This is a genomic window from Nioella sp. MMSF_3534 (genome assembly GCF_030732985.1).
Taxonomy (GTDB): Bacteria; Pseudomonadota; Alphaproteobacteria; order Rhodobacterales; family Rhodobacteraceae; genus Nioella.
In genome coordinates this window covers 1-26028 of sequence record NZ_JASHJX010000030.1, presented here as the reverse complement: position 1 = coordinate 26028, position 26028 = coordinate 1, and the positions used below count along the sequence as shown (strand labels likewise).

Annotated in this window: 27 protein-coding genes; 13 read left to right on the top strand and 14 right to left on the bottom strand. The window is 63.4% G+C overall.

The features are described 5' to 3' along the window. Positions 1–11 precede the first annotated feature (11 nt). From phnE (RBB16_RS13290) to RBB16_RS13275, 4 genes are read left to right on the top strand one after another with little or no spacing between them, the layout of a single operon-like run. Positions 12–875, top strand: a complete 864-nt coding sequence (gene phnE / locus RBB16_RS13290; protein ID WP_306046631.1) for a phosphonate ABC transporter, permease protein PhnE — start codon at positions 12–14, stop codon at positions 873–875. 4 nt (positions 876–879) lie between these two features. Then, a complete protein-coding gene (gene phnE, locus RBB16_RS13285) occupies positions 880–2199 on the top strand; it encodes a phosphonate ABC transporter, permease protein PhnE (protein WP_306046630.1) in 1320 nt (439 codons plus the stop codon). Continuing rightward, entirely contained in the window at positions 2196–2873 is a 678-nt protein-coding gene (locus tag RBB16_RS13280; RefSeq protein WP_306046629.1) for an SDR family NAD(P)-dependent oxidoreductase, read from the top strand. Before phnE (RBB16_RS13285) ends, RBB16_RS13280 begins: the two co-directional genes overlap by 4 nt. A gap of 2 nt (positions 2874–2875) precedes the next feature. Then, complete coding sequence (locus tag RBB16_RS13275; protein WP_306046628.1) at positions 2876–3493, top strand: chloramphenicol acetyltransferase; 618 nt, start codon at positions 2876–2878, stop codon at positions 3491–3493. Positions 3494–3547: 54 nt separating this feature from the next. Here the strand turns inward: RBB16_RS13275 and RBB16_RS13270 are convergent, their stop codons facing one another. After that, positions 3548–4717: an alpha-D-ribose 1-methylphosphonate 5-triphosphate diphosphatase gene (locus RBB16_RS13270; RefSeq protein ID WP_306046627.1), complete on the bottom strand. Its 1170-nt coding sequence runs from the start codon at positions 4715–4717 to the stop codon at positions 3548–3550. A 57-nt stretch (positions 4718–4774) separates the two neighbouring features. Next, on the bottom strand, positions 4775–5488 hold the full coding sequence (gene phnF / locus RBB16_RS13265) for a phosphonate metabolism transcriptional regulator PhnF (RefSeq protein WP_306046626.1): 714 nt from the start codon (positions 5486–5488) through the stop codon (positions 4775–4777). A 77-nt stretch (positions 5489–5565) separates the two neighbouring features. Between phnF and phnG the strand changes: the two genes are divergently transcribed. From phnG to RBB16_RS20700, 9 genes are all read left to right on the top strand, one after another. Further along, entirely contained in the window at positions 5566–6006 is a 441-nt protein-coding gene (gene phnG / locus RBB16_RS13260) for a phosphonate C-P lyase system protein PhnG (protein ID WP_306046625.1), read from the top strand. Further along, complete coding sequence (phnH, locus tag RBB16_RS13255; protein ID WP_306046624.1) at positions 6006–6575, top strand: phosphonate C-P lyase system protein PhnH; 570 nt, start codon at positions 6006–6008, stop codon at positions 6573–6575. The genes phnG and phnH overlap by 1 nt, the downstream gene beginning before the upstream one ends. After that, complete coding sequence (locus RBB16_RS13250) at positions 6575–7645, top strand: carbon-phosphorus lyase complex subunit PhnI (protein ID WP_306046623.1); 1071 nt, start codon at positions 6575–6577, stop codon at positions 7643–7645. Before phnH ends, RBB16_RS13250 begins: the two co-directional genes overlap by 1 nt. Positions 7646–7724: 79 nt before the next feature. Then, positions 7725–8591 carry an alpha-D-ribose 1-methylphosphonate 5-phosphate C-P-lyase PhnJ gene (locus RBB16_RS13245; protein ID WP_306046622.1) on the top strand — a complete coding sequence of 289 codons (867 nt, stop codon included), beginning with the start codon at positions 7725–7727 and terminating at the stop codon, positions 8589–8591. Further along, positions 8588–9364, top strand: coding sequence for a phosphonate C-P lyase system protein PhnK (gene phnK / locus RBB16_RS13240; protein WP_306046621.1), 777 nt, complete (start codon positions 8588–8590; stop codon positions 9362–9364). Before RBB16_RS13245 ends, phnK begins: the two co-directional genes overlap by 4 nt. 57 nt (positions 9365–9421) lie before the next feature. Then, positions 9422–10099, top strand: coding sequence for a phosphonate C-P lyase system protein PhnL (gene phnL, locus RBB16_RS13235; protein WP_306046620.1), 678 nt, complete (start codon positions 9422–9424; stop codon positions 10097–10099). Next, positions 10096–10635 (top strand): phosphonate metabolism protein/1,5-bisphosphokinase (PRPP-forming) PhnN, encoded by a 540-nt coding sequence (gene phnN, locus RBB16_RS13230; RefSeq protein ID WP_306046619.1) that lies wholly within the window; start codon positions 10096–10098, stop codon positions 10633–10635. Before phnL ends, phnN begins: the two co-directional genes overlap by 4 nt. 235 nt (positions 10636–10870) lie before the next feature. Continuing rightward, positions 10871–12013 (top strand): alpha-D-ribose 1-methylphosphonate 5-triphosphate diphosphatase, encoded by a 1143-nt coding sequence (locus RBB16_RS13225; RefSeq protein ID WP_371931248.1) that lies wholly within the window; start codon positions 10871–10873, stop codon positions 12011–12013. 157 nt (positions 12014–12170) lie between these two features. Then, the gene (locus RBB16_RS20700) at positions 12171–12509 is read left to right on the top strand and encodes a transposase (protein ID WP_371931249.1); all 339 of its coding nucleotides are present in this window, start codon (positions 12171–12173) and stop codon (positions 12507–12509) included. Here the strand turns inward: RBB16_RS20700 and RBB16_RS13215 are convergent. The 12 genes from RBB16_RS13215 to RBB16_RS13160 form a co-directional block, all read right to left on the bottom strand. Beyond that, positions 12441–13166, bottom strand: a complete 726-nt coding sequence (locus RBB16_RS13215) for an SDR family NAD(P)-dependent oxidoreductase (RefSeq protein ID WP_306046618.1) — start codon at positions 13164–13166, stop codon at positions 12441–12443. The genes RBB16_RS20700 and RBB16_RS13215 overlap by 69 nt on opposite strands. After that, positions 13163–13954 (bottom strand): cyclase family protein, encoded by a 792-nt coding sequence (locus RBB16_RS13210; RefSeq protein WP_306046617.1) that lies wholly within the window; start codon positions 13952–13954, stop codon positions 13163–13165. The genes RBB16_RS13215 and RBB16_RS13210 overlap by 4 nt, the downstream gene beginning before the upstream one ends. After that, positions 13951–15189, bottom strand: a complete 1239-nt coding sequence (locus RBB16_RS13205) for an SDR family NAD(P)-dependent oxidoreductase (RefSeq protein WP_306046616.1) — start codon at positions 15187–15189, stop codon at positions 13951–13953. The genes RBB16_RS13210 and RBB16_RS13205 overlap by 4 nt, the downstream gene beginning before the upstream one ends. Further along, positions 15186–16361, bottom strand: coding sequence for a thiolase family protein (locus RBB16_RS13200; RefSeq protein ID WP_306046615.1), 1176 nt, complete (start codon positions 16359–16361; stop codon positions 15186–15188). Before RBB16_RS13200 ends, RBB16_RS13205 begins: the two co-directional genes overlap by 4 nt. After that, complete coding sequence (locus RBB16_RS13195; RefSeq protein ID WP_306046614.1) at positions 16361–17968, bottom strand: AMP-binding protein; 1608 nt, start codon at positions 17966–17968, stop codon at positions 16361–16363. Before RBB16_RS13195 ends, RBB16_RS13200 begins: the two co-directional genes overlap by 1 nt. Before the next feature lie 13 nt (positions 17969–17981). Then, entirely contained in the window at positions 17982–18455 is a 474-nt protein-coding gene (locus RBB16_RS13190) for an aromatic-ring-hydroxylating dioxygenase subunit beta (protein ID WP_306046613.1), read from the bottom strand. Beyond that, entirely contained in the window at positions 18452–19792 is a 1341-nt protein-coding gene (locus RBB16_RS13185) for a Rieske 2Fe-2S domain-containing protein (protein WP_306046612.1), read from the bottom strand. The genes RBB16_RS13190 and RBB16_RS13185 overlap by 4 nt, the downstream gene beginning before the upstream one ends. Before the next feature lie 22 nt (positions 19793–19814). After that, a complete protein-coding gene (locus RBB16_RS13180) occupies positions 19815–20759 on the bottom strand; it encodes a PDR/VanB family oxidoreductase (protein WP_306046611.1) in 945 nt (314 codons plus the stop codon). 237 nt (positions 20760–20996) lie between these two features. Next, a complete protein-coding gene (locus RBB16_RS13175; protein ID WP_306046610.1) occupies positions 20997–22658 on the bottom strand; it encodes a sulfatase-like hydrolase/transferase in 1662 nt (553 codons plus the stop codon). Positions 22659–22715: 57 nt separating this feature from the next. Next, positions 22716–23654, bottom strand: coding sequence for a tripartite tricarboxylate transporter substrate binding protein (locus RBB16_RS13170; RefSeq protein WP_071692023.1), 939 nt, complete (start codon positions 23652–23654; stop codon positions 22716–22718). Between the two features lie 137 nt (positions 23655–23791). After that, positions 23792–25336: a tripartite tricarboxylate transporter permease gene (locus RBB16_RS13165; protein WP_306046609.1), complete on the bottom strand. Its 1545-nt coding sequence runs from the start codon at positions 25334–25336 to the stop codon at positions 23792–23794. 11 nt (positions 25337–25347) lie between these two features. Continuing rightward, positions 25348–25887: a tripartite tricarboxylate transporter TctB family protein gene (locus RBB16_RS13160; protein WP_306046608.1), complete on the bottom strand. Its 540-nt coding sequence runs from the start codon at positions 25885–25887 to the stop codon at positions 25348–25350. Positions 25888–26028: the final 141 nt, after the last annotated feature.

The window sequence follows — 26028 nt, the reverse complement described above, 5'->3', positions numbered from 1 at the left end:
CCGGCTTTCCCATGACCCTCAGCGATTCCGCCCCCCGCGGCACAGATTCAATCCGCGAGTCCTATCTCGCGATGACCCGCCGCAAGCGGATGTATTCCGGGATCATGCTGCTGATCTTCGTGGTCCTCTTCATTTCGGGCTTCCAGATCGCGCAGGACCGCAATGCGGGCGGGTTCATCGACGGGCTGCCGCAACTGCCGGATTTTCCAGCCTCCGTCCTGTCCGAAGCCATCGAGAAGGCGGCGAACCTGCCCGGCCATATCGTCGATGTGCTGCCTGCCCTGCTAGAGACCGTCAATATCGCCGCGGTGTCCACCCTGACCGGCACGCTGGCCGGGATGATGCTGGCCCTGCTGGCGACGCGCGGGCTGGCCCCGTGGCCGCGCCTGACCGGTGTGTTTCGGCGGCTGTCCGACATCTTGCGCGCTGTGCCCGAGATCGTCGTGGCACTGGTGCTGATCTTTGTCCTGGGGGGCGGTCCCGTCCCTGCCGCCATCGCCATCGCGCTGCACACGGCAGGCGCAATGGGCAAGCTGTTTTCCGAGGTCAACGAGAATGTCGACCGGAAACCGCTCGAAGGCCTCGCCTCGGTCGGCGCGACCTGGGGCCAGCGCATGTGGCTGGGTGTGATCCCGCAGGTCGCGCCCAACTATTTCAGCTATGCGCTGCTGCGCTTCGAGATCAATATCCGCGCCTCGGCAATCCTCGGCTTCGTCGGGGCCGGTGGTATCGGCTATGAGCTCAAGAACGCCATGACGTTCGGCCAGGGCAAGCTGGACGAGGCGGCTGGCATCTTCATCGTGCTTTTCGCGACGATCGTCTTTTTCGATCAGATGTCCAGCCTGATCCGCAACCGACTGACCTACGGAGGCTGATATCATGGCCGCAAGCGCAGCAATGCGGGACGAGGTTCTCGCGCATTTCCGTGGCAAGCGCATTCAGGCATTTGTCATTCCGGGCGTGATCCTTGCCTATTTCGTCTACATCTTCTTCGCCTTCGACATTTCCGGTATCGCCTCGCGCGCCCGGCTGGACAACGCCGCAATCCTGCTTAGCGATGCCGTCTCGCACCGGGTCCATGTCACGCGTGACAACCGGCGCGGCGACATCGAGGCGTCCATCGAAGGCTCGCGCCGCATGGTCTTCAGCGAGGACCAGCGCCCCGACTGGATCACGATCGACGGCGATGCGGCGCGGATCGAGCTGCCTCTGGGTCATTCAGTGACCTATGACGGACCGAACGTGACCTACGATCACCCGGACTATGGGCAGATCCGCATCTGGTCCGACGATGGCATCCAGCTGGAGCTGCCGACCGACAACCTGCCCGATTGGATCAACGCCTCGAACACCCGCGTGTCGATCACAACCGAGGCCGGGCGCCTGTCGATGACCCGTTCGAGGACCGAGACCCTGCGCTATGTTCCGGGGTGGGAGTTGTTCTTCTTCGACCTGTCCAGCCCGTTCTGGGGCCTGGGCGTGGGCGACGTCGTTTCGACGGTTCTGCAGGGCGAACGGATCGACCCGGCGCGCAGCAACCTGTCGCTGATGGTGCACGACGTCTGGTATAACGGCATATGGCGGCATGGGGACGTGATTTGGGCGCTCGGAGAAACGATCCTCATGGCGTTCCTGGGCACCTTCGGCGCGGCGATCGTGGCTTTACCGCTGGCCTTCCTGGCGGCGGGGAATTTTGCGCCGTCGAGGGCCGTGCGCTTCGTCGTGCGCCGGATCTTCGACTTCGTGCGCGGCGTCGATGCGCTGATCTTCACCATCATCCTGAGCCGCGCCTTCGGCCCCGGCCCGATGACTGGCGCGCTGGCGATCCTGACCACGGACACTGGCAGTTTCGGCAAGATGTTCTCGGAAGCGCTGGAAAACGTCGATGACAAGCAGATCGAGGGTGTGCGTTCAACCGGTGCGAACGCGGTGCAGGGCTACCGGTTTGGTGTCATCCCGCAGGTGATGCCCGTGTTGCTGAGCCAGGTGCTGTATCTCTTCGAATCCAACACCCGCTCGGCTACGATCATCGGGGCCATTGTCGGCGGCGGGATCGGGCTGTTGCTGACACAGGCGATCCAGACCACGGCGGATTGGGAAAAGGTGACCTATTACATCATCCTTATCGTGCTTATGGTCATCGCCATGGATCAGCTCTCGGGCTGGCTGCGGCGCAAACTGATCAAGGGTGACGCGTGATCGAAAACAACCTCTCCCCGGCGACTCATGTCGTCATCACCGGCGGCAGCCGCGGCATCGGTCGTCAGATGGCTGAAATGGCGCTTGAACGCGGCTGGCGCGTTACCGTGACAACCCGCGACGGCAACGCGCCCGAGGGCGCGGCACAGGCGGTGATCGACGTGACCGATCATGCGGCCCTGGCGGATTTTGCCGCCGCAATCGGCCCGGTGGATATCCTGATCAACAATGCCGGCATCATCGGTCCCGCGCGGCAATCGACGCTGGACATGGATTTCGCGGGCTTTGCGCAGACACTGGCGGTCAACACGCTGGCCCCGCTCGCGGTTGCCCAAGCCCTTCTGCCCAATCTGCGCGCAGCACCGGCAGCGCGCATCCTGTCGGTGTCCAGCCTGATGGCCTGGATGGGCTATGCCAAATCGGACCGCATCGCCTACCGCGCGTCGAAGGCGGCGCTGAACAAGGTGATGCAGGGGCTTGCGACCGATCTTTCCCCCGAAGGCATTGCCGTGGCGCTGGTCGATCCGGGCTGGGTGCGGACCGACATGGGTGGCCCCGAGGCCGATCTGGACCCAGAGACCGTGGCCGCGGGAATCCTGACGCTCGCCGAGCGACTGACCCTTCAGGACACCGGGAATTTCTTTCGCTACGATGGCCAGCAGCGCGCGTTCTGACAATGACCAAGCTTACCGCCAACGATCCGCATATCCACCCGGATTGCGAGATTTCCAACAGCAGCTTCGGAGCCTTTTGCGAGGTCGGGCGCGGCAGCCGTATCCTGAACTCGGAATTCGGCGACTACGCCTATTGCGACCGCTATGCGGATATCGCCAATTGCACCGTCGGCAAGTTCGCCAATATTGCCGCCCTTACGCGGATCGGCCCCACGGATCACCCGATGGCCAATGCCGCGCAGCATCATTTCCTGTATCGGTCGGCGGACTACTGGGACGACGCGACGAATGACGCGGCCTTTTTCGACCATCGCGCCTCGCGCCGTTGCAGTCTGGGACATGACTGCTGGATCGGCCATGGCGCGATCATCATGCCCGAGGTGACACTGGGCATCGGGGCCATTGCCGCAGCGGGTGCGGTGGTCACCCGCGACGTGCCGCCCTTCATGATCGTCGCCGGGGTTCCGGCGCGGCCGGTCCGGGCACGGTTCGCCGAAGCGGTGATCGAGCGGTTGCTGGCACTGGCCTGGTGGGACTGGTCTCACGACCGCCTGCGCGCGGCGCTCGATGATTTTCGCGCCCTGCCCGCAGAGGCGTTCCTGGAGATCTACGGCGGGTAGAAAAGCCCCGCGCAAGCGCGTGCCCTTCAGCACCGCGCCGGAGGGTGATCGCGGTTACTGCGCCGCCATCGCAGCACCGCCCATCAACCGGCGCGCTGCCGCGCCATGGGCATGGGCCAGCCGTCCACCGGTGATCGTGGCCTCGATGGCATATGTGTCGGGAGCGACGACGATGAGATCGGCACGCTGCCCCGGTTCCAGCCCGCCCCGGTCAGACAATCCCATCGCCCGGGCCGGAGCCCCCGACAGCAGGTCCCAGGCCTGCACCAGGGGCAGCGTGCCCCGATCGGCCAGTGCGAACGCCGCCTGTGGCAAGGCCGGATAATAGTAGTCCGACACAAGCGCCGTGCAGAGCCCGTCTGCGATCAGCCCCTCAGCCGCAATATTGCCGGACTGGCTGCCGCCGCGCACCACGTTGGGGGCTCCCATCAGCACCGGCTCACCCGCCGCGATGGCGTCGCGCGCCGCCTCGGCGGTGGTCGGAAACTCGCAGATCGGGGCCCCGATGGATCGGAACCGCCCGCGTGTCATGGCATCACCATCGTCATGCGACCCCATTGCAACGCCCTGCGCGGCCATTGTCATGGCCAGGGAAGACAGGGCCTGCGGCACCCGGTCATCCATCTGCCCGGCCCTCTCGATAATGGTCAGCAGTTCCCGTGGGCTGCGCCCCTGCTGTGCAGCCCATTGCGCGAATCGCTGCGGGTGGTGCTGCGCCATCTGCTGCGCCTCGGGCAGGTGGTTGTTGAACACCACGTAGTCGACCCCATGGCGCGCAATCGCCCGCAACAGGCGCGCGTGCTCGTCCGGGACATGGGTTTCCAGCCGGATCTGCACGCGGATATCCGGCAACAATCCGGGTCGGGCATGGTCCAGCGCGGCAAGCAGGGCCTCGGTCGCGTCTGCACTGCGAAATCCGCCTTCCCAGCTCCAGCTTTGCGCCAACCAGGCGGTGGTGACACCATTCGCCGCCAGTTCCGCCGCGACCGAACGCAAGGCACGGGTCTTGTCAAAGGGCGCGGCGGGACGCGGGGAAAGATGCCGTTCAAACCCGTCCCCATGCAAATCGACGATGCCGGGCAGGACGAGGTATCCCGACAGGTCAAGCTCGCGCGCGGGACAATCCTGGATGATGCCATCGGCCAGCGTCAGAGCATCGTCGCAAAGACCGCCATCGCGCAGAATGCGCGCACCTGTCAGGCGGAGAGGGGGAAGCAGGGGCATGATGGGCTCCGAGAAACTGCCCCTCTATCCCGCGTTCCCATGACAGTTTGGTGACGATCAGTCGGGTGTTACGGTCAAAGTGACTCTTTCCCCGGCAAAATGCCCCTCCGCGTATTCGACCGGCGTTCCTTCGGGAGTGGTGTTGAGCGCCTCGGCCCGCATCACCGGATCGCCGGGCCGCAGCGACAGGTGCCCGGCCAGGATCGAATCCGCAGAGCGGGCGGACAGGCGGGTCCAGGCGCGCAGATAGTCGTCGATCCCGCTGGCCGCCAGGGCATCGGTGATCCCCAGCCCCCTGGCCAGGGCGTCGGACATGCCCGCAAGGCGGTCGCCGGGAAAGGAGGACCGGAAATGCCCGATCGTCACGCCATCCGACAGGGTCAATCCTTCGACCCGCAACACGCCGGCCCCGACGCCGATTTGCAGCGCTTTTGCCTCGGTATCGCTGGCTGGTGCCGACAGGGTGCCCAGGATGCGCCGGCCGGGAACCCGTCCGGTTGCGGACACCGCCCGATGAAACCGCATCCTTCGGGACAGCGGATATTCGGTCGGACGCGCGGTGACGAAGGCGCCCGCGCCGCGGCGGGTATGGATCAGTCCCGACTGGGTCAAACTGGCCAGAGCGCGGCGGACCGTGTGCCGGTTCACCCCGAAACGCGCTGCAAGCTCGGCTTCCGTCGGCAGCTTGTCGCCCGGACCAAGACGCTCTTCGATGTCCCGGGTGATCGTTTCGGCGATCTGACGCCAAAGGGCGTGTTCCGTGCGTGTCATAGAAACTTCACGTGAAGGATTGGATATGGCCTGCTAAGATATGTCGAGTTGTATAGTAATGTAGACAAATAAGCAAGATGTCCAATCCACAGACCTTCGACCGAGCGCAGTCCATGGGGTTGCTCGCCCGGGCCCCTGCCGACCGGCTTGCGGCACTGTATCCCCATATCTCGGAACATGCCGTGCTGCGCGGCCCCGAAACCGGTGCGGTCATGGTGCGCGGGCGGCAAGGCGGCACCGGCGCACCGTTCAATCTGGGAGAAATGACCCTGACGCGCTGCTCGGTGCGCCTTCCCTGCGGCAAGGACGGGCATGCCTATGTTCAGGGACGCAACAAGGATCATGCGCGCCGGGCGGCGGTGCTGGATGCCCTGCTGCAAACCGAGGCGATCGGCGAGGTGACCGCCCGGGTGCTGGCCCCGCTGGCCGAGGCTGAAAGCGCGCAACGCACAGCGCGCGCGTCGAAGGCGGCGGCCACGAAGGTCGAGTTTTTCACCATGGTTCGTGGAGAGGATTGATGACGCCTGACGCCATGACCGGCGGTTTCGCCGATGCCCCGGTGCAATCCGCCTGCGGATTCCGCGCCATCCTTCGCGCGCTGTCGCAGCCCGGCGAAATCGTTGCGGTTGCAGGCGTGCGGCCCCCCGCGCCGCTGTCTGCCGCCGCTGGTACGGCGGCGCTGGTGCTGCTCGATGGCACCACACCCGTCCATCTTGCGGGGCCTCATGCGTGTCAGTCCGTGCGCGACTGGATCACCTTCCACACCGGCGCACCCCTTGTTGAGGCAGAGCATGCGATGTTTGCCTTTGGGAGCTGGGATGCGTTGTTGCCGGTGGCGCGCTTCGCCATCGGCACCCCGGAATATCCCGACCGCGCCGCGACCCTGATCGTCGAGATGGACCGGCTGGACAGCGACGGAGCGGTGCTGCGCGGTCCCGGGATCGAAACGACTGCGCGCCTGTCCCTGCCCGAGCTTCAGGCCTTCAAGGTCAATCGCGCGTTGTTTCCCCTTGGGTTCGATACGCTGCTGGCGTGCGGCGATCGGCTGGCAGGCCTGCCGCGCAGCACCATCGTGGAGGATGTGTAATGTATGTCGCCGTCAAGGGTGGCGAACGGGCCATCGACAACGCACATGCCTTCCTGGCCGAGGAACGTCGCGGCGATCCGGCGGTCCCGGACCTGTCAGTTGCACAGATCCGCGAGCAAATGGCGCTGGCCGTGAACCGGGTCATGACCGAGGGCTCGCTCTATGATCCTGATCTTGCGGCGCTGGCGATCAAGCAAGCGCGCGGTGACCTGATCGAGGCGATCTTTCTGATCCGTGCCTATCGCACCACCCTGCCCCGTCTTGGGTATTCCACCCCCGTCGACACCGGCAAGATGGCCACGACGCGGCGGATTTCGGCGACCTACAAGGACTTGCCGGGCGGGCAGATCCTGGGGCCGACCTTTGACTACACCCACCGTCTGATCGACTTTGCTCTGGCGGCCGAAGGGGATGCACCGCCCGCGCCGCAAGCCTCCCCTCTGGGCGACGTGCCGCGCGTCACCGGCTTTCTGGACCGCGAGGGGCTGATCGAGGAGGAACCCGCCTCGGACGCCACGCCGGGTGACCTGACACGCGAACCGATGGAACTGCCCGCCGACCGGGCCTTGCGCCTTCAGGCCCTGACACGAGGGGACGAGGGGTTCATCCTGTCGCTGGCCTATTCCAGCCAGCGTGGCTTTGGGCGCACCCATCCCTTCGTCGGGGAATTGCGCATTGGCGAGGTCGCGGTCGAGATGGACATCTCCGAACTGGGGGTCGCCATCGAGATCGGCGAGATCACCGTCACGGAATGCGAGACCGTGAACCAGTTCACCGGTTCCAAAACCCAGCCGCCGCAATTCACCCGCGGTTATGGGCTTGTGTTCGGGCAAACCGAACGCAAGGCGATCTCGATGTCCTTGGTGGATCGGGCGCTGCGCTGGAAGGAACTGGGTGAAGATGACACCGGCGCACCGGTTCAGGACCAGGAATTTGTCCTGATGCATGCGGACAATATTCAGGCGACCGGATTCCTCGAGCATATCAAGCTGCCCCACTACGTCGATTTCCAGTCCGAGCTGGAACTGGTGCGGCGTCTGCGGGCGGGCATGACGGAGGCGGCGGAATGACCGGACCTGTCTTCACATCCCTGCGGTCCGTCATCGCGAAGGGGCCTGCACGGGCCGATCAGCAACCCGGAGACGCGGCATGAGCGACTACAATTTCGCCTATCTCGACGAGCAGACCAAGCGGATGATCCGCCGCGCGATCCTCAAGGGGGTCGCGGTGCCCGGCTACCAGGTGCCTTTCGCCAGTCGCGAAATGCCGATGCCCTACGGTTGGGGCACAGGCGGCGTGCAGGTCACGGCTGCCTGTCTGACGCCCGATGACAGGCTCAAGGTCATCGACCAGGGGGCCGATGACACCACCAACGCCGTCAGCATCCGCAAGTTCTTCCAGCGCACTGCCGCTGTTGCGGTAACCGAGCATACGGGCGCCGCAACGCTGATCCAGACCCGCCACCGGATTCCCGAACGTCCGCTGATCGCGGGCCAGATCCTGGTCTATCAGGTTCCCATCCCCGAACCGCTGCGCTTTCTGGAGCCGCGCGAGACGGAAACCCGGCGGATGCATGCGCTCGAGGATTATGGCCTGATGCATGTAAAACTCTACGAAGACATCGCCCGCAACGGCGCCATCGCCACCAGCTACGCCTATCCGGTCAAGGTCGAGGGGCGCTATGTCATGGATCCCTCGCCGATCCCGAAATTCGACAATCCGAAACTGTCCGGAACCCCCGCGCTTCAGCTTTTCGGGGCCGGACGCGAACAACGGATCTACGCGATCCCGCCCTTTACAAAGGTCGTCAGCCTCGATTTCGAGGACTACCCGTTCGAAGCGACGAAGGCCCCGCACCCATGCGATCTGTGCGGAGATGAGGGCAGCTATCTCGACGAGGTGATCACCGACGATCGGGGCGGGCGCATGTTCGTCTGTTCGGACACCGACCATTGCGCCAGCCGCCAGGCCGAGGGCCATGGCGGACGGCTGTCGACACAAGGGGACGCGGCATGACCGAACATCCGCTTTTGCAGGTTTCCGACATCACCAAGACCTATGGCGGGCGGATCGGATGTGCCGATGTGTCCTTCGACCTCTGGCCCGGCGAGGTGATGGGCATCGTCGGAGAATCCGGCTCGGGCAAATCGACGCTTCTGAGCTGCATGGCGGGGCATCTGGCCCCGGACAGCGGCCGCGTCATCTTCGACACCCGTTCTGACGGCCCCCGCGACGTGTTGGCGATGAACGAACCCGAGCGCCGCATGCTGGCGCGCACGGACTGGGCCTTCGTGCACCAGAACCCCCGTGACGGATTGCGCATGGGCGTCAGTGCCGGTGGCAATGTCGGAGAGCGGCTGATGGCGGTCGGGGCGCGACACTATGGGTCGATCCGCGAACAGGCAGTCGACTGGCTTGGCAGGGTCGAGATCTCGTCCGACCGGATCGACGACCGGCCGCGTCAGTTTTCCGGGGGCATGCAGCAACGCCTTCAGATCGCCCGGAACCTCGTGACCGGCCCGCGCCTGGTGTTCATGGATGAACCGACCGGCGGTCTCGATGTCAGCGTACAGGCTCGGCTTCTGGACCTGTTGCGCGGGTTGGTGCGGCAGATGGGGTTGAGCGCCGTGATCGTCACCCATGACCTTGCGGTCGTGCGGCTGCTGGCAGACCGGCTGATGGTGATGAAGGACGGGCGCGTTGTGGAACAGGGCCTGACCGATCAGGTGCTGGACGACCCGCAACATGCCTATACCCAGTTGCTGGTCAGTTCGGTTCTACAGGTTTGACATTGGTGCCGATGGCCCGCGGGGCATGAGGCTTGAGAGCAGGATGAAGGATCCAGGATGATTGCGGTCGCGAATGTGTCAAAGAGCTTTACGCTCCACAATCAGGGCAGCGCCGTGTTGCCGGTGATGGCAGGCGCGGCTTTGCGCGTCGCTGCGGGCGAATGCGTGGGGCTGATCGGAGCTTCGGGGTCGGGCAAGTCGACGCTCATGCGGATGATCTGGGGCAATTACCGCACCGATGGCGGGTCGATCAGGGTCGGCGAAACCGAAGTCGCAGGGGCAGAACCGCGCGAGATCATCGCGCTCAGGCGCGGGACCCTGGGCTATGTCAGCCAGTTCCTGCGCGTGGTGCCGCGGGTGCCGACCATCGAGGTGGTTGCCGAACCGCTCATGCGGCTCGGGGTGGCGCCGGATGCGGCGCGCGCGCGGGCCGAGACGGTTCTGACCCGTCTCAACATCCCGGAACGGCTGTGGACCCTGTCGCCGACGACGTTTTCGGGGGGCGAGCAGCAGCGGGTGAACATCGCGCGCGGGTTCATTCACGACTGGCCGGCGATGCTGCTTGATGAACCGACCGCCAGTCTCGACGCCGGAAACCGGGCCGTCGTGCTGGACCTGATCCGCGAGGCCAAGTCTCGGGGGTCGGCGATCCTGGGAATTTTCCATGACGAGGACGCGCGCAACCAGGTGTGCGACCGGCTTGTCGATGTCACCGGCTTTTCGGAGGGCCTATGACCGGACGTTTGTTTGCCGTGGTCGGCCCATCGGGCGCAGGCAAGGATACGCTGCTTGCCGGGGTTTGCGGTGCGGCGGGGCCCTACTGGGTCCGGCGCGCGATCACCCGCCCCGAAAGCGCGGGGGGCGAGCCCTTCGAGGGCATCACCGATGCGGAATTCGCGCGACGAGAGGCACGGGGCGACTTTGCCCTGACGTGGCATGCCCATGGCCTGGCCTATGGCATCCCGCGCCGTGAACTGGCGTTTCTGGATACGGGGCGGGATGTTCTGTTCAATGGATCCCGTGCCGCGCTTTCCCATGCGGCCAGCGTGTTTCCGGATCTCGCGGTGATACATATTTCCGCCCCCGCACAGATCCTGGCCGAGCGGCTGAAAGGGCGTGGCCGCGAAACCCTCGGGCAGATCGAAGCGCGGATGGCGCGGGATGTCGAGGCCATTCCGGCGCGGCTGCCGGTGATCGAGATTGTCAACGACACGACGATCGACGACGGGGTCGCACGGCTGCGCGCGGCGCTTCGGCCCGATGGGCCATGAGCGAGCCGATGGAACATGCCGCGCCCGGAGTGCCCATAGACCGCGACCCGGTTGAACCGGATGGCGCTCAACCGGATCGTTTTCCGTGTCGCCACGGCCTGCGGACCGGGCCACGGGGCGACAGGAAGAGACTGGCGTTCCACCGCGCGACACCGCGCGGTTTGCGTCACGGTTTCGTGACATCCCCACGGTATTTGCGGGCCGACAGGCCATTACTTACCCCACAGGACGCAGCATGACCATGACGACGATCCTAGCCAATGCAACGCTCGTGTTGCCCGAGCGCACCCAACACGGTGCGATCCATTTCGAGAACGGTGTGATCAGCAGGATAGACGACAGCGCCGCGATTCCAGCCGGAGCCATTGATTGCGAGGGCGATCTGGTCATCCCCGGCCTGATCGAACTGCACACCGACAATCTGGAACGGCATATCCAGCCGCGTCCCGGAGTCGACTGGCCCCATACCCCTGCCATCATCGCCCATGACGCCGAGCTTGCAAGCGTCGGCATCACGACGGTTTTCGATGCGCTCCGCGTCGGGTCCCTGGTTTCGCGCGATCGGGGCGCGCGGGAATATGCGCGCCAGATGGCCGACGAGATCCTTGCGGCGCGCAAGGCGGGCGTTCTGCGTGTGAACCATCTGATCCACTTGCGGGCCGAGGTCTGTTCGGAAACCCTGACGGCCGAGCTGGAAAAATTCGGGCCGGAAGACAGCGTCGGAATCGTAAGCCTGATGGATCACACACCCGGACAGCGCCAGTTTGCCGATCTTGCGCAGCTGCGGCGTTACATGCGCGGCAAATACGGGCTGACCGAGGAAGAATTCCTGGCCCATGTCGACATCCAGACGGCTTTGGGCAACCGGGTGCGCGGCGCTCATGAACAGGCCGCTGTCGCCGCCGCACAGCATCTGGGCGCCACATTGGCCAGCCATGATGACACAACGGCGGATCACGTCGCAGAGTCTGCCGCCCATGGCGCCACGATTGCCGAATTCCCGACCACGACCGTGGCCGCGCGCACCTGTGCCAAGCACGGGATCGCCGTCATGATGGGGGCACCGAACCTGATCCGGGGCGGGTCTCATTCCGGCAACGTCGCCGCACGTGACCTTGCCAATGACAACCTGCTGACAATCCTGTCCTCGGATTATGTTCCCTCGTCGCTGCTGAGCGGTGCCCTGATCCTTGGTGAAATCTGGGGTGACCTCGCGCGGGGGATCGCGACGGTTACCCGGACGCCCGCTGAAGCCACGGGACTGGCCGATCGGGGACGATTGGAACTCGGCGCACGTGCCGACGTGGTTCGGGTTCACCGTTTTGGCACCAGCGGCGCCATTCGCGGAACCTGGGTCGGCGGCCAGCGGATTGCATGAGGTCGCAACCGCTTTGCTCTGCCGTGCCTGTGGACCGGATTGACGCGCCTCGGAAGCGGCCACGCGTCTGTATGTGACGGCTGGCCAGCGGCGTGACTGTTTCGGCGCGTCGGAATTGCCGGACGGCCTGCCTCCCGCCGAACACCTCGGGCGGACCATGTGTAGGATGCAGACTGGCGGCTTGAAGCCCTTGAAGACAAGGGGACCACCCCCGGAAAAGCTGCAACAGGGCCAACCCATGGCCGCAGGCTCAGAGCAGAGCAGAGCAGATCATTGTACAATGCCCTGCCGGGCAATGATCGAGATCATGTTTGGCAGGTTCAATGACGGGCGGCGTTTGGCGTCCAGATACGATCCCCTTGCGACGGTCTTCCACTCGGCCATCGCGCTCGCAGCAACCGTCATTCACTGGCGACAAGACCTGACCCTAGCTGATCTGGCCTGCGAGGCTGGTTCCTCCACAGACGAAGAGCACCTGCCCGGTGACGAAGCCTGACCGGTCATCCAGAAAGAACAGGGCCGCGTTCGCAATATCCTCTGCGGTGCCGATCCGGCGCACGGGGATGCCGTTCGCGATTTTCTTCTGCTGCTCTCCATCCTTGGGCACGATGGCCCAGAAATTCTCGGTCAGCACAGGGCCGGGGGCGATGACGTTGACGGTGATGCCCTTGGGCGCAAGCTCCAGCGCCCAGGTGCGGGCCAGCCCGTTTATCCCCGCCTTGGTCGCGGAATAGGCGGACCGGGTGGGCATGCCCTGCAAGGACCGCGAACTGACGAAGACAACCCGCCCGCTACCGCGTTCGACCATTCCCGGCAGCGCCGCCTGAGTCAGGGCCATGGGGGCGGCCAGATGCAGTTGCGCCAGCTTGAGCACGTCGGCCGGGTCGGCATCTTCCAGCAGATTGGGCAGGATCAGGCCGGCGTTATGCACAATGGCGTCGATCTGGTGGGCCGCGCAGATCCGGGCCGCCACCTCCGCTGTTTCCGCCGCGTCGGTCAGGTCGGCGGTGTAGCCGAACAGGTCATCATGCCTGTCGTCGGGCATCTCCAGCCCAAGCGATACGACAGCCTCTCCCTTGGCCAGCAACGCCCGTCCGATAGCTGCGCCGATGCCGGAATTGCCGCCGGTGATCAATGTCGTGCGCTTGCTCATGCCGGTGTCCTTTCTACCAGTGCAATGACCCTTAGCGGGCTGCCCGACCCGCCCTCGATCTTCAGCGGACAGGCGATGATCATCGCGCCGAAGGTCGGCAGTTTGTCCAGGTTCGTCAGGCATTGCAGCCCGTAGCGCCCGTTGCCATGCAGGATCGAATGCGCCGGAAGCGGCGGGTTGAAGTGAAAGGCTTGACCCGCATCGGTGCCCACGGTTTCCACCGCCAGACCGACGCAGTCCCGCTCATGCACCAGAAACTCCATCGCTCTGCCGTCAGGGCCGGGCGAATGAGCGCCATCCTCTTTCAGGTTCAAATAGTCTGGCGTGCCGACGCGCTTGTACCAGTCGGTGCGCAGCGCGATCCAATGGCGCTTCGGGATTTCTCCGTGCTGCGCCTCCCAGTCTTCAAGGAAAGCGCGGGTCAGCACGAAATCCGCATCCGCTGCGGCCTCGTTCGAGATGTCGATCACCACGGCAGGGGCCACGAAATCCTGCGCGGGAACCGCATCGACGGTGTTAGAGGGCAGGTCTTTCCCCGTCACCCAATGCGCCGGGGCGTCGAAATGGGTGCCGGTATGTTCGTTCATCGAGATATTGTTCCAGTACCAGGCGGGGCCATTGTCGTCGTAGCGAGACACCTTCTCCATCCGGAACGGGGCGCATTGGCCGAACTCGGCGGGCAGCACAATGACCGGAAAATCGGGGCTGAGCGTGTTGGTCAGGTCGATGCATTCGACGGTGCGGTCAGCCAGCGCCTCGGCCAGCAAGGTCAGGGGTGAGCGGGTCATCGGTTTTCCTCCCTCATGGTCAGAAGCGGGTTGGCCTGCCAGCGGGCAAAGAGATCTTTCGCAACATCCCCGGCGCAGGTGATGCCCTGTCCCTCGGTCAGGGCGTGAACCACCGCCCGTGCCAGTTGCCCCGGCGCGACTTTCGGTTGCGGCAGGTCCTGGTGCCAGTCGTCATCGACGGGGCCGGTCAGGACCGACAGCACACGAATGCCGGACTGCTGCATCTCGCCTCGCAATCCGGACATCAGCGAAAGCCGTGCGGCAGCGCTGGCGGCGGCCCCGGCATAGCCGGATTGCCCGCTGAGGCCTGACACCGGCACGATATCCAGGAAGGCGGCGGCTGAATTCACCCCGTCATCGGAACGCGCGCTCATGGCCGGGGCGAAACCCTGCGCAAGTCGGGCAAGCCCGACGGCACCGAGATCAAACGTGGCCTGCAGATCCGAAAGCTTGGCCCCGAAGGCCACGCCGCCCGGGCGCACGAACCCGGCGGTGTTGACCACGATATCCACGCGTCCGCCAAGTTGTGCGGCAAGCTCCTGAACGCTGCCGCTGTCGGTCAGGTTCAGGGAGACCGGCTCGATGCCCTCCTGTGCCTCGATCTCCGCCTTGCCGGGATAGCGCATCAGAGGGTCGGCATCGCCCAGAAACACAGTCTGCGCCCCGGCCTTGAGAAGCGCACGCGCAATCGCCTGCCCGATGGCGGTTCGCCCGTCCGTGACCAGAACCCGACGGTGCTTCGGATCAGCCGTGAAACAGCGTAGCTGGGGATCGTCCTGCATGTTCGGTGTCTCCTTTTGCGGCACGGCGAACAGGGCGGGGTTGCCGCCCCGATCAAGCCGGAGCGTCATGCGAACCCGGTCGCCCTGTTGCACCTCGCCATGAAGATGCACGATGGCGACCGGTCCCGCGTCCAGGCGAGCGGTTCCGATCCGCCAGGGCATGTGGTTGCGAAAGAAATTGTCGGTGGAGTGGCGGATCGTGGTGACGGCCTCAATGCGCGCGCCTCTATCCTGATCAGCCCAGGTCAGCGTTCCCCAGCATGAAGGGCAGCGGTCGCGCGGCGGGTAGGTGATGGACCGGCACCGGTCACAGCTTTGCAGAACGAAACGCCCCTGCGCGGCAAATGTCGCCATCTCGCTCGCTGCACGGCTGCGCAGACCGGGCGGCACAAGGCCGAACCTGCTGCGCTTCAGCGGGTCCTTGCGTTTGGGGATGGGAAGCGGCTCGGTCATCTCAGGGCCTGCCTTTCCAGCACCGCAGCCCCGGTGCAGACGCCGCGGTCGTAATTCACCAGCCCGAAACCGGACACCAGGGCGCGGGCAGCCTCGGGCACCTGGTCGCCAAGCGGGCATCGCAGGATCTGCCGCAGCCCCTCGGTCAGGTTCTGAAACCCGCCAGCGGCCCCGGCCTGCCCGGCAGAAAGCTGCCCGCCATTGGTGTTGAGCGGCAGGGAGCCCGGTATGGTGAAGTCATTGGCGGCGATGAAATCCGTCAAGTCCGGTTTCTCACAGAACCCGAGATCGGCAAGCTGCATGGCGACGATCACCGGGTAATCGTCATAGACCTGAACACAATGCATATCCTCAGGCACGCAGCCCGCGCGCTGCCAAAGTGCCTCGCGATCACGTTCCCACCCGCCGCGAAATTGCACACTGTCCTCGGTAAACGCATTGTGGCGTTCGATGGTGGCGAGGACCCGCGCCGATGACAGCCCCAGCTCTTCGGCCTTCTCGGGGGTCGTGACCAGAAACGCCTCAGCCCCTGCGCAGGGCATCACGCAATCGAACAGATGCACCGGGTCTGAAATGGGCCGGGCGCTCATGTATTGGTCCAGCGTCAGGGGCGTTTTCATCAGCGCCAGCGGGTTGGACAGGGCATTCTGCCGCTGCGCCACGCAGAGCTTGCCGAAGGTTTCGCGGGTCACGCCGAACTGGCGCATGAAATTGCCGGTGATCAGCGCAAAGGTCGCGTTCGGGCCGCCGAACCCGTAGGGATAGGTTGCGTCCTGAGAGAACCGTGAAAACCCGGCCAGCGTCTGACGATAGCTGTCGATCTGGTTGGTGTCGGCCGCCACGCAGGCCACCACCTCGGCGTCGCCGCATTGCACGGCCCGCGCCGCGCGCCTGAGCGCCATAACCCCGCTGGCGCCGCCCGTCGGGATGTGGTCCATCCAGCGCGGGCTGAGGCCCAGATGCTGGACCATGCCCACGACCGTATCGGGCGCGGCGGAGAAGCTGGCGAAGCAGAAACCGTCGATGTCGGCAGGTCCAAGGCCCGTCGTTTGTGCCAAGGATTGCAGGGCTGCGCCCGCCCACCAATGGGCGGATTCGGGCGAGAACCTGACATATGGCACGGTCGTCGGCGCACAGATCGCAACGCCCTCATATGGGGATTGCAGCCCCATCAGCGCTGCCGCTTCTTCAGGTGGCGGGTGTCGATGAAACCGCCCTGTGCGATGGTCTCTTCCAAGAGACCTTTCAGCTTTCCACGCAGGATTTTCTGGGTGGCCGTCAGGGGCAGGTCTTCCACGAAGGCGATCCAGCCCGGCACCTTGTAATAGGCCATCTGGTCCAGCGCCCAGGTGGCAATCTCATGCGCTTTCTGAGGGCTGCCGCCGCCGCTTTCGAGGATCAGGAAGACCGCAACCTCGTCTCCGCGCAGCTCATCGGGATGGGCGGCCGCTGCGGAAATGCGGATATCTTCATGCCGGTTGAGGATGCTTTCAACCTCCACGGCGGCGATGTTTTCACCTGACCGGCGGATGACGTTCTTCTTGCGATCCACGAAATGCAGCGAACCGTCTTGGTCCTGAAAGACAACATCACCGGTGTTCAGCCAGCCGCCTTTCCACAGCTCAGCGGTGGCTTCCGGGTTCTTCAGGTAGCCAGCGCAAAACCCATACCGAGGGTTGTCCCCCGCCCGACGAACCAGCAGCTCTCCGGGCATTCCGGTGACGGCATCCTGCCCGGCATCGTCCACGACCCGAACCTCGACATCGGCACAGGGTCGCCCGAAACAGGACGTGCCCACCTTGCGCGGTTCCTCATGAGCGCTGATGACGCCGCCGCTGCCGGTCTCGGTGCAGGCCCATGCCTCGATCAGCGGAAAACCGTAGCGGGCTTCGAACTCGGCATGAAGCTTGGGATCGACCCCGGCGCCAAAGCCGAACCGGACAGTGTGGTCCCGATCGGCTTGCGATGGCGCCGCCCCCATCAGCATCGGCGGCATGACCCCGAGGTAATGCACGACCGTCGCCCGCGACTTGCGCACCGAGTCCCACCAGCTGCGCGGGTGAAACCGGTCCAGCAGCGTCAGGCAGCCGCCTGTGGTGATCATCGCCATGACAGAGACCGCCATGGCGTTCATGTGGAAAAGCGGCAGAGGGGTCAGCATACGCTCCGTATCGCGGCGCAGGCTGATATGGCCGCCGGTCTCGGCGTACCAGTCACCCGAATGCAGGAAGTATTCATTGGTCAGGATGCAGCCCTTTGGCCGTCCCGTCGTGCCCGATGTGTAAAGCAGGGCGCATTCGGTCCCGGACCCCAGCTCTTCGGTATCCGCTGCCGGGGCGGGGGCCTTGGGAATGGCGTCATCGGGTGTGATCACCCGCGCAGGCGACCCCGCATTGGTCACCGCATCCGACATTTCCGCCACCCGGTCCGGCAGGACGATGGCCAGCACCATTTCGGAATGTTCTGCCAGGTATTCCAGTTCCGCCAGCCGCAGATCGGGATTGATCGGAACAACCGATGCACCAAGGCTGTTCAGGGCGAGCCAGATTTCGATGAACACGGGCCGGTTCTGCAAAAGCAGCCCCACCCGGTGCCCATGCCCGACCCCGGCAGCGGAAAGGCGGTCTTCCCAGTCGGCAACACGCCGGGCCATCTCTGCATAGGAAATGTCGCCCGCCGGAATACCATAGATCGCTGCGGTTTCTTCCAGCACATGCAGGAAAGGCGCGTCCCCGCGCCGGTTCGCGGTTTCAGCGAAGCGGCCACATACGGTGCTCATTCTGACAGGCCCCTCAAATGAACAGCTGAAGATTGCCGAAGGGCGCGTCGAAATTGATCAGGTCAACACGCTTGAGCATGATCTTGAGCGTTCCCTCGACTTCTACCAGTTCATGACTGACCCAACCCGAGTAGCGCTCCAGATGGTCGCCACGGGTCTCGGTGTAGATGAATGAGGTGCGCAGCCTATAGATGCCATCCTCCTGCCCAAGCGACAGCACACGCGGGCGCTGCATCAGGTGATGACAGCGGCTTTTCGGTTTCTGGCTGAAGGTGCGTTCGCCCGACAGCCGTTCCACCCGGACCGTCAGCAAAAGCTGGTCTTCATACATGAGCGATGGTTGCAAAACCGGGTCCTGCTGCTGCCATTCCAGTGGCATCCAGTAGCGCCCGTCCTCATGGAACAGCGCCAGCCAGTCCTCCCACCGCATCTCGTCCAGCGTGGCGGCCTCGTCATAGACGAAATCAATCAACCTCTCGGGGGTCATGCGCCGACCTCCGCTTTCTGATCCATGCCCTGGACCATGAATTTCCGCCACGCATAGAAGGTGTTGCGCATCTGCCGTTCGGACGTGCCGTTGACGACCTCGGTCACATCCTCAGGCTCCCCCTCCTCGTAGAGCCTGCGCAGGTTGATCCACTCATTGGCGTCCGACAGCAGGCCCTCCTGCGCGCGTTCGTACATTTCCAGATCGTCATGCCCGACGATGGAAGTGGGCGCGTTGATGAAGCGGTTATACATCAGCGCGCGTTCGTAGATTTTGTCGGGCGCCCCCACCAGCCGGAAGGCCCAGCTTTCCACCAGGGTCTTGTCGACCGCTATGGGGATGAAGTTGCGCAGGATACCCACTGGTCCCTTCACCATCACGTTCGGGAAGTAGAGCGTGTTGTGGCGAATATCGCCCAGGATCTCACGGGCGCGGGTTTCGCCGTAAGCCTCGACCATCATCTCTAGATAGCCTTCGACATCGTCATAATCCTGATGGATCGACCCGGACACACCGGAATGCCCGTGCCCGTTCGGCCAGACGCGGATGCCCGCACCTTCGTAGAACTCGTAGGGGCTCATGAAGGGCGCATAAAGCTGCACTGCCATTGGCGTTTCGGTGAAGCGGTGCTTTTCGCGTTCCCATACGCTGACGGCGGTGCCCGCGCTGCTTTCATGGGCCACCATTGGGTGGCAGGTGTCGGTCTGGTTGTCGACCAGCATCTTCCAGTTGCAGCTATGCATGTAGCGGATCGGCGCGGCGATGATCTCGACCTCGCCCATGGGCGACCGATCCACCATGTTGTCGATTGTCGAGAGGGAGTCTCCGAAATACTCCTCGAAGCTCAGCCCGGTGTCCGACAGGCGGGCAAAGATGAAGCCCCGGTAGATCTGCACGTTTTCGACCCGGGGCAGCCCCTTCGACGCCTTGTCAGTGTCGAACCCGGTGCCTTCGTATCCCTTCTTCAGCGGGATGGCCAAAAGTGATCCGTCGGTCTTGAAACTCCAGGCGTGATAGGGGCAGCGGAAGAACTTGCCGGTGTTGCCGCAGGGCTCGGACGCGATCTTGACGCCCTTGTGGGGGCAGCGGTTGTGCAGCACGTGGATCGTGCCGTTCTTATGCCGCGACACCAGAATGGGCTGATGGCCGATCTTGCTGGTGATGTAGTCGCCAGGGTCTTTCAGTTGGCTTTCATGCCCGACATAGACCCAGGAGTTTGGAAACAGCTGCTCCATCTCCAGATCGAAGATCTCGCGGTCGACATAGACATCACGGTGCACGGCGTGCCCTTTGACCAGGTTTTCAACGGCTCTCGGGTTTCCACGGTATCGTTCCATGCTGGTATCCTTTGGCTGTTGGTTAAAGGTCGAGGACGAGTTTGGGGGTCTTGGACCGCGACACGCAGATCTGCATGACGGTATTCGAGGCCTTCTCGGCATCGGTCAGGATGACATCGCGGTGGTCGGGAATGCCGTCGATCACATCGCACTGGCAAATCCCGCAATCCCCGCGCTGGCAGTCGTAGAGCGGGTCGAGCCCGGCCTCTTCCAGCGCCTCGATAATGCTTTTGTCGGCGGGCACGTGGATGATCTGGCCGGTGTCGCTGATCTCGACGTCGAAGGCGGTGTTCTCGCTTGCGTCCGCATCGGTGGTGAACAGCTCGTAGTGAATGCGAGCGTCATCCCATCCCAGGGCTGAGGCGCGGGTTTTCACGGCCTCTGTCATGCCAGCGGGCCCGCAGAAATAGACGTGAGACCCGTCAGGCGCGCCTTCCAGAATGGCCCTGATATCCATGGCACTGGGTTGGTCGTCATAATGCAGATGCAGGGCATCCTTGCAGATGGCAGTCATCTCGGGGACGAAAGCCAGCGCGCCCTCTGTCCTGCCGGCGAAATGCACTTCGAAGGGCCGTCCCGCCGCAGCCAGATCCGCGGCCATGGACAGGATCGGGGTGATCCCGATGCCGCCCGCGATCAGCACCGCATGTCCGGCGTGATCACCAAGCGCGAACTGGTTGGCGGGCGGCGAGACCTTGATCATGTCGCCGGGTTTCAGCGCATGCATGAACTTCGACCCACCGGTGCTTTTCTGTTCCAGAAGCACGCCCAGTGCCACTTGATCAGGGGCCAGATCGGGCAGGCGCAGCAGCGAATAGGCGCGGCTGCCGCCACCGGTCAGCTGCACCCGCAGATGCGCCCCGGCCTGCCAGTCACCAAAACCATCCCCCTGCGGTGTCAGCAGAATCCGTTTGATGGCAGGTGTCTCGGACGAAACAGCGGCAACTTCGGCGTGAACAATCGACATTGGCATCCCTGTAGAATCAAATCCCATGCGTTTGCATAATTTTATATATAAAATGTATGAAGTCAATCAAGTCGGGAAAACCCAATTGATGCAGGATGTTCCAGTCGGACCAGAAAAGAGACCCACCCCCCTCCTCCCAGCCAGGTAATCAGGAAGGGAGGCTTTCAGACCGGGTCAGCAAGATGGAAGTTGAACCGTCGGCAGGAAACATGGACCGTGGCGGCCGAAGGGCGTGCGTCAGTCATTGCCTTGCGACAGAATCCGCGCGATCTTCCGCCGCTCGGCCTCAACCTCTTCCTCGTCCCAATAGCCGATGATGACCCCCGCCAAGAGATCGGGGTCGCTTTCCCGCAGAACCGGATCCATGGCCCTGTAGGCCGCGTCGCTTTTGGTGATGCGCTGACGGGTGTCACGGTGCCACTGGTCCAGCGCGGATTGCAGCCGCATACGCACGTCTTCCTGCGCAGGATCGTCGCCCAGATCGGTCAGCTCATCGGGATCGGTCCCCAGATCGAACAGGATTGGCCGCATTCCCTGCACCTCGATCATCTTGAACCGACCGTCAAACACCATGGTCGCGCAGCACTCCTGCACGTCGCGCCCCAGTTTTAGCCGGGCTGGCAGGTTGGAGTAGTCGAGCTCTGAAAAGACATGGGTTCGCGTCCAGTCCGCAGTGCTGTCGCGCAGCAGCGGCATCAGGGACCGTCCTTCAAGGATATGCATGGCAGGGGTTCCACCGGTATACTCCACGAAGGTTGGCGCCAGGTCGATCATCTCGACCAATGCATCCGACACCGTTCCGCGCGTCGCATCCGCCTCACTTGAAGGATCCACGACGATCAGGGGCACCTTCGCCGCCTGCTGGTAGAACATGTATTTTTCGCCCATCCAGTGATCGCCCAGATAGTCCCCGTGATCCGAGGTGAACACGATCATGGTGTTGTCCGTCAGCCCGCGTTCGTCCATGAAGGCAAAAAGCTGGCCAAGCTGATCGTCGATCTGTTTGATCAGCCCCATATAGGCCGGGATCACCTTTTCACGCACCTCGTCGCGGGAGAAATTGCGCGAATAGACCTCTTCGGTGATGGCCTTGAACAGGGGATGGGCGTTTTCCAGCTCTGCCTCGCTTCGCACGGCAGGCTTCACATCCTCGGGGCCGTACATGTCATGGTAGGGCGCCGGAACGATATAGGGCCAGTGAGGCTTGATATAGGACAGGTGCGCGCACCACGGTCGCCCGTCCGCTTCTGCTGCCTCCATGAAGGCCATGGCGCGGTTGGTCATATAGGCGGTTTCCGAATGCTCTTCAGGAACACGCGCAGGTTTATCCGCATGGGTCAGCAGCCAGCCGCTCTGGTTGGTGCCGTCCGCCCCTTCAGCCGAGTTCGCCCAGAATTCCCACGGGTTTTCCGCCTGGAACCCGGCATGGCGCAGATAGGCGTTATAGGCGGGTTCCTTCTTGCGATAGCCCGTTGGGTGAACCCCGTCATCGCGGTCGAACGCCTCAAACCCGCCTTCGGCCACCCGCGCCCCGATCTCGGATGCCGGGTCAATCCCGAGCCGCTTCATCCCCTCCAGATCGGGCCGCATATGGGTTTTGCCGATCAGGACGCAGCGGGTTCCGGTCTCAGCCAGGTGATCGCCAAGCGTCGGCTCCCCTACCCTGAGCGGAACGGCGTTTTGAGTTGACCCATGTGACCGCATGTAACGCCCGGTATAGGCCGACATGCGGGACGGTCCGCAGACGGTCGCCTGCACATAGGCATTGTTGAACCGCACGCCGCGTGCGGCGAGACGGTCGATACTGGGTGTGTGCAGCCGGTCATGACCATAACAGCTGAGGTAATCAAACCTCAGCTGGTCGCACATGATCCAGAGAATGTTTCGCTGTGTCGTCATTGGTCCGGCTCATGACGGGAAAAATGCCACCGGGCAGAGCACCCGGTGGCAAGGATCTTAGTTGCCCTCGACCAGCGCGTCGATAACGGCAAGCGTCTGGATGTCGCTTTGGATCTGGGCCGCAGCCTCTTCCGCCGGCATCCAGTAGATGAGCGCCCCGGTGTTTTCCGCCAGTTCCAGTGCCGCATCAGAGCTCATCGCGCTGATGGCGACCGCTTCGATCATGTCGCGGATCTCGGCCGGGGTGTCGCGGTGAACGAACAACCCGTTCCAGGTCGACAGGTCGAGTTCCGGGGCCAGTTCGCCCATGGTCGGCACGTCCGGCATGATCGAGATCCGGTCATTCGTTGCCGTGGCAAGAATGTTCAAATCGTCGATGCATGGGAAGATCAGCTGTGCCGTGGTTGAGATGACATCCGCGTCGCCAGATGCAAGCGTATTGCAGTCCAGCGCATCGAAGCCGGCTTCGGAGGAGAATTCGAACCCAAGGTGCCGTGACATCGCAATCATATGGCGACGCGGAATGCTGCGCTCTCCGAAATGCCCGAAGAGAACGTCGTTATCCTGTGCGTACTCGGCCAGTTCTTCCATGGTGGAATAGGGCGCGTTGGCACTGGCCGCGACGACGAACGGATAAGTCAGGAAGATCCCGATCGGCTCAAACGGATCGGGGGTGAGATCGGGGATGCCGATGGTCGGTCCGACAACGGGCACGCCGATCACGAAAGACCCGATCGTGTAGCCGTCCGCCGGGGCGTTGGCCACCGAGATCGCGCCGGGGAAGGGCCCGCCGCCGCCGCCGGGGCGGTTGATGACCGCCGCGGGAACGCCGTAGGTCGCCTGGAACTCGTCGGCGATGATCCGCGTCAGCAGGTCTTCCAGATCGCCGGGCGGGAACGGAACGACAAACTCGACGGGCCGTTCGGGGTAATCCGCGATTGCTACGGTTCCCAGCATGCTCGTTCCGAGCGCAAGTGCTGTCAGTAGTTTTTTCATCATGGTTTCCTCTCTGCCGGTGGTGTGGCGTGCAGGTTTTGCGAGTTTTGCCATCCACTTTCTGTTCGTAGGACAGGCGTAGCATATTTTATTTTATATGTTAACCGTTTCATTTGCATACATACTCATCTATGCACTCAGAACCCTTCGGGAGCGACCGGCGCCTCCCCTTCCCGGTCCTTCAGGTCGCCGTCTGCCGCGCGCTGAACCCGCTGCCGGTGTTCCAGCAGGACGGCCCGGTAATGGTTGCCCACCACGAACAGAATCAGCAGGATCAGCACGACCGAGATCGGCCGGTTGAACCAGTCCAGCGGCTCGTTGATCCGGGCAATCGCGCTGCGCAGTTTCACTTCCATGATCGCGCCCAGAACGACACCCAAGACGATCGGAACAATCGGCAGGTTCAGCCGTTTCAGGATCAACCCGAAGACACCGAACCCGGCGGCCAAGGCACAATCCACGGCAGAGTTGCGCAGGGAATAGACCCCCACGAAGCTGAGAACGAGGATCATCATCCCAAGGAACCGCGTCGGGATCTGCGTGATCTTCAGCAGCAGGTTGGTCGATGACAGCAGGAAGACAATCACGATCACGTTCAGCAGCAGCATCGCCATGTAGAGCGCCATGACGAAGTCCATCTCGTTCTGAAAGAGCTGCGGCCCCGGAATGACGTTGTGCACGTAGAACACCGACAGCATCATCGCCGTCAGGGCCTCCCCTGGGACACCAAGCGCCAAAAGCGGGATCATGGCAGCGGCGGGAACCGCGTTATTGGCGCATTCCGAAGCGACGAGCCCCTCGGGCGACCCGTCACCGAAGGCTTCGGGGGTTTTCGAGGTTTTCTGGGCGTAGGTGTAGCTCAGGAACTGCGCGGTAAATTCACCCACGCCGGGAATGGTCCCCATCATCACCCCAAGGCTGGAGGCAACACCCGCAACGCGCTTCAGCCCCAGAAGCTCGACAAAGCCCCCCCACAGGCTGCCCTCGACACGGGCGGATTCCGGTTTGCGTTCCTTGTCCAGCAGCAACAACAGTGCCTGGGAAATCGCAAACAGGCCAAGCACGATCACGATCAGGTTGATGCCGCTGGTCAGCCAGCCTTGCCCGAAGGTGAAACGATGCGTGTAGCGGGCCGGTTCCAGCCCGATCGTGCTCAGGAATATCCCCAGAAACGCCATCATACCCGCCGCCATGATCTGACCGCGATGCGCGAGGATCACCAGGATGATGCCCAGAAGCGCCGCCAGGAAGATCTCGCGGCTGCCGAAGTTGGGCGCAACCCAGGCCAGCACCGGAGCGAACAGGATCAGACAGATGATTGCGAACACGCCGCCAAAGAAACTGGCCGAATAGGCAAGGGACAGTGCCCGATGCGCCTGCCCCCGCTTGGTCATGGGGTAGCCGTCATACGTAGTCAGCGCGTTGACGGGCGTACCGGGCGTATTGAGAAGGATCGCCGGGATCGATCCGCCATACATCGCGCTGCCGTAAATCCCCAGAAGGACGGTCAGCCCGACAATCGGTTCAAAGGCAAAGGTTGCGGGAAGAAGGATGGCAATGGCCACCGCGGCCCCAACCCCGGGGATCGCGCCGATGATCACGCCCCCCACCGATCCGATCAGCAGGGCCACCAGCACCTGCCAGGACATCAGGATTTGAATTCCACCAAGTAGTGCTTCCATTGTTCAGGCCCTCACAGATAAACCATTGCAAAAGTGCGGATGCTGTCGGGCAGGTACTGATAGATCTGCCCGGGCGGGATTCTCACCTGCAACCCGGTGCGGAAGACCAGCACGACCGAAAGACCAAACAGCACCGACATGATGATCGCCGTGTGGCTTCGATAGCCAAGCCGGATCGTCAGGAAGAGCGAGAAGAGGATGGTCGACAGCAGGTAGCCGACAATCGGAACGCTCCAGACATAGATCAGGAAATAGACCGCGTATTCGGCCGAGCGCAGCCAGAAGATGCCCTCCTTGAGACGCCCGGGAATGCGCGGCGACACCATGGATCCGATCAGGTGCAGACCTGCGAAAAAGCTCATCCCGATCACGGCCACGGTGGGCCAGAAAGCGGGTTGTGCGACGGTTGCCGTGTTGTCCAGCCACTGCGCCTGACTGCGCAGGTTGGCCAGCAGAAAAAGGCAGAACCCGAGGAAAAGAACCGCGAAAACCAGATCGCCGGGTCTGCGGTCCCTTTTGAAGAGTTCCTGAAAGGTCTTAAGTCTCGTCATGGTCCTTCTCCTCCCTGTTGGAGATCCAGGCGGTCCGGTCAGGCGTAAGCCCCTGACAGCAATTGGCCGCAATTCTTGACTTCGGCCCGCAGCCCCAGTGATTTCAGCATCTGGTGTGTTGTTGCGACGGAGGCGGACAGC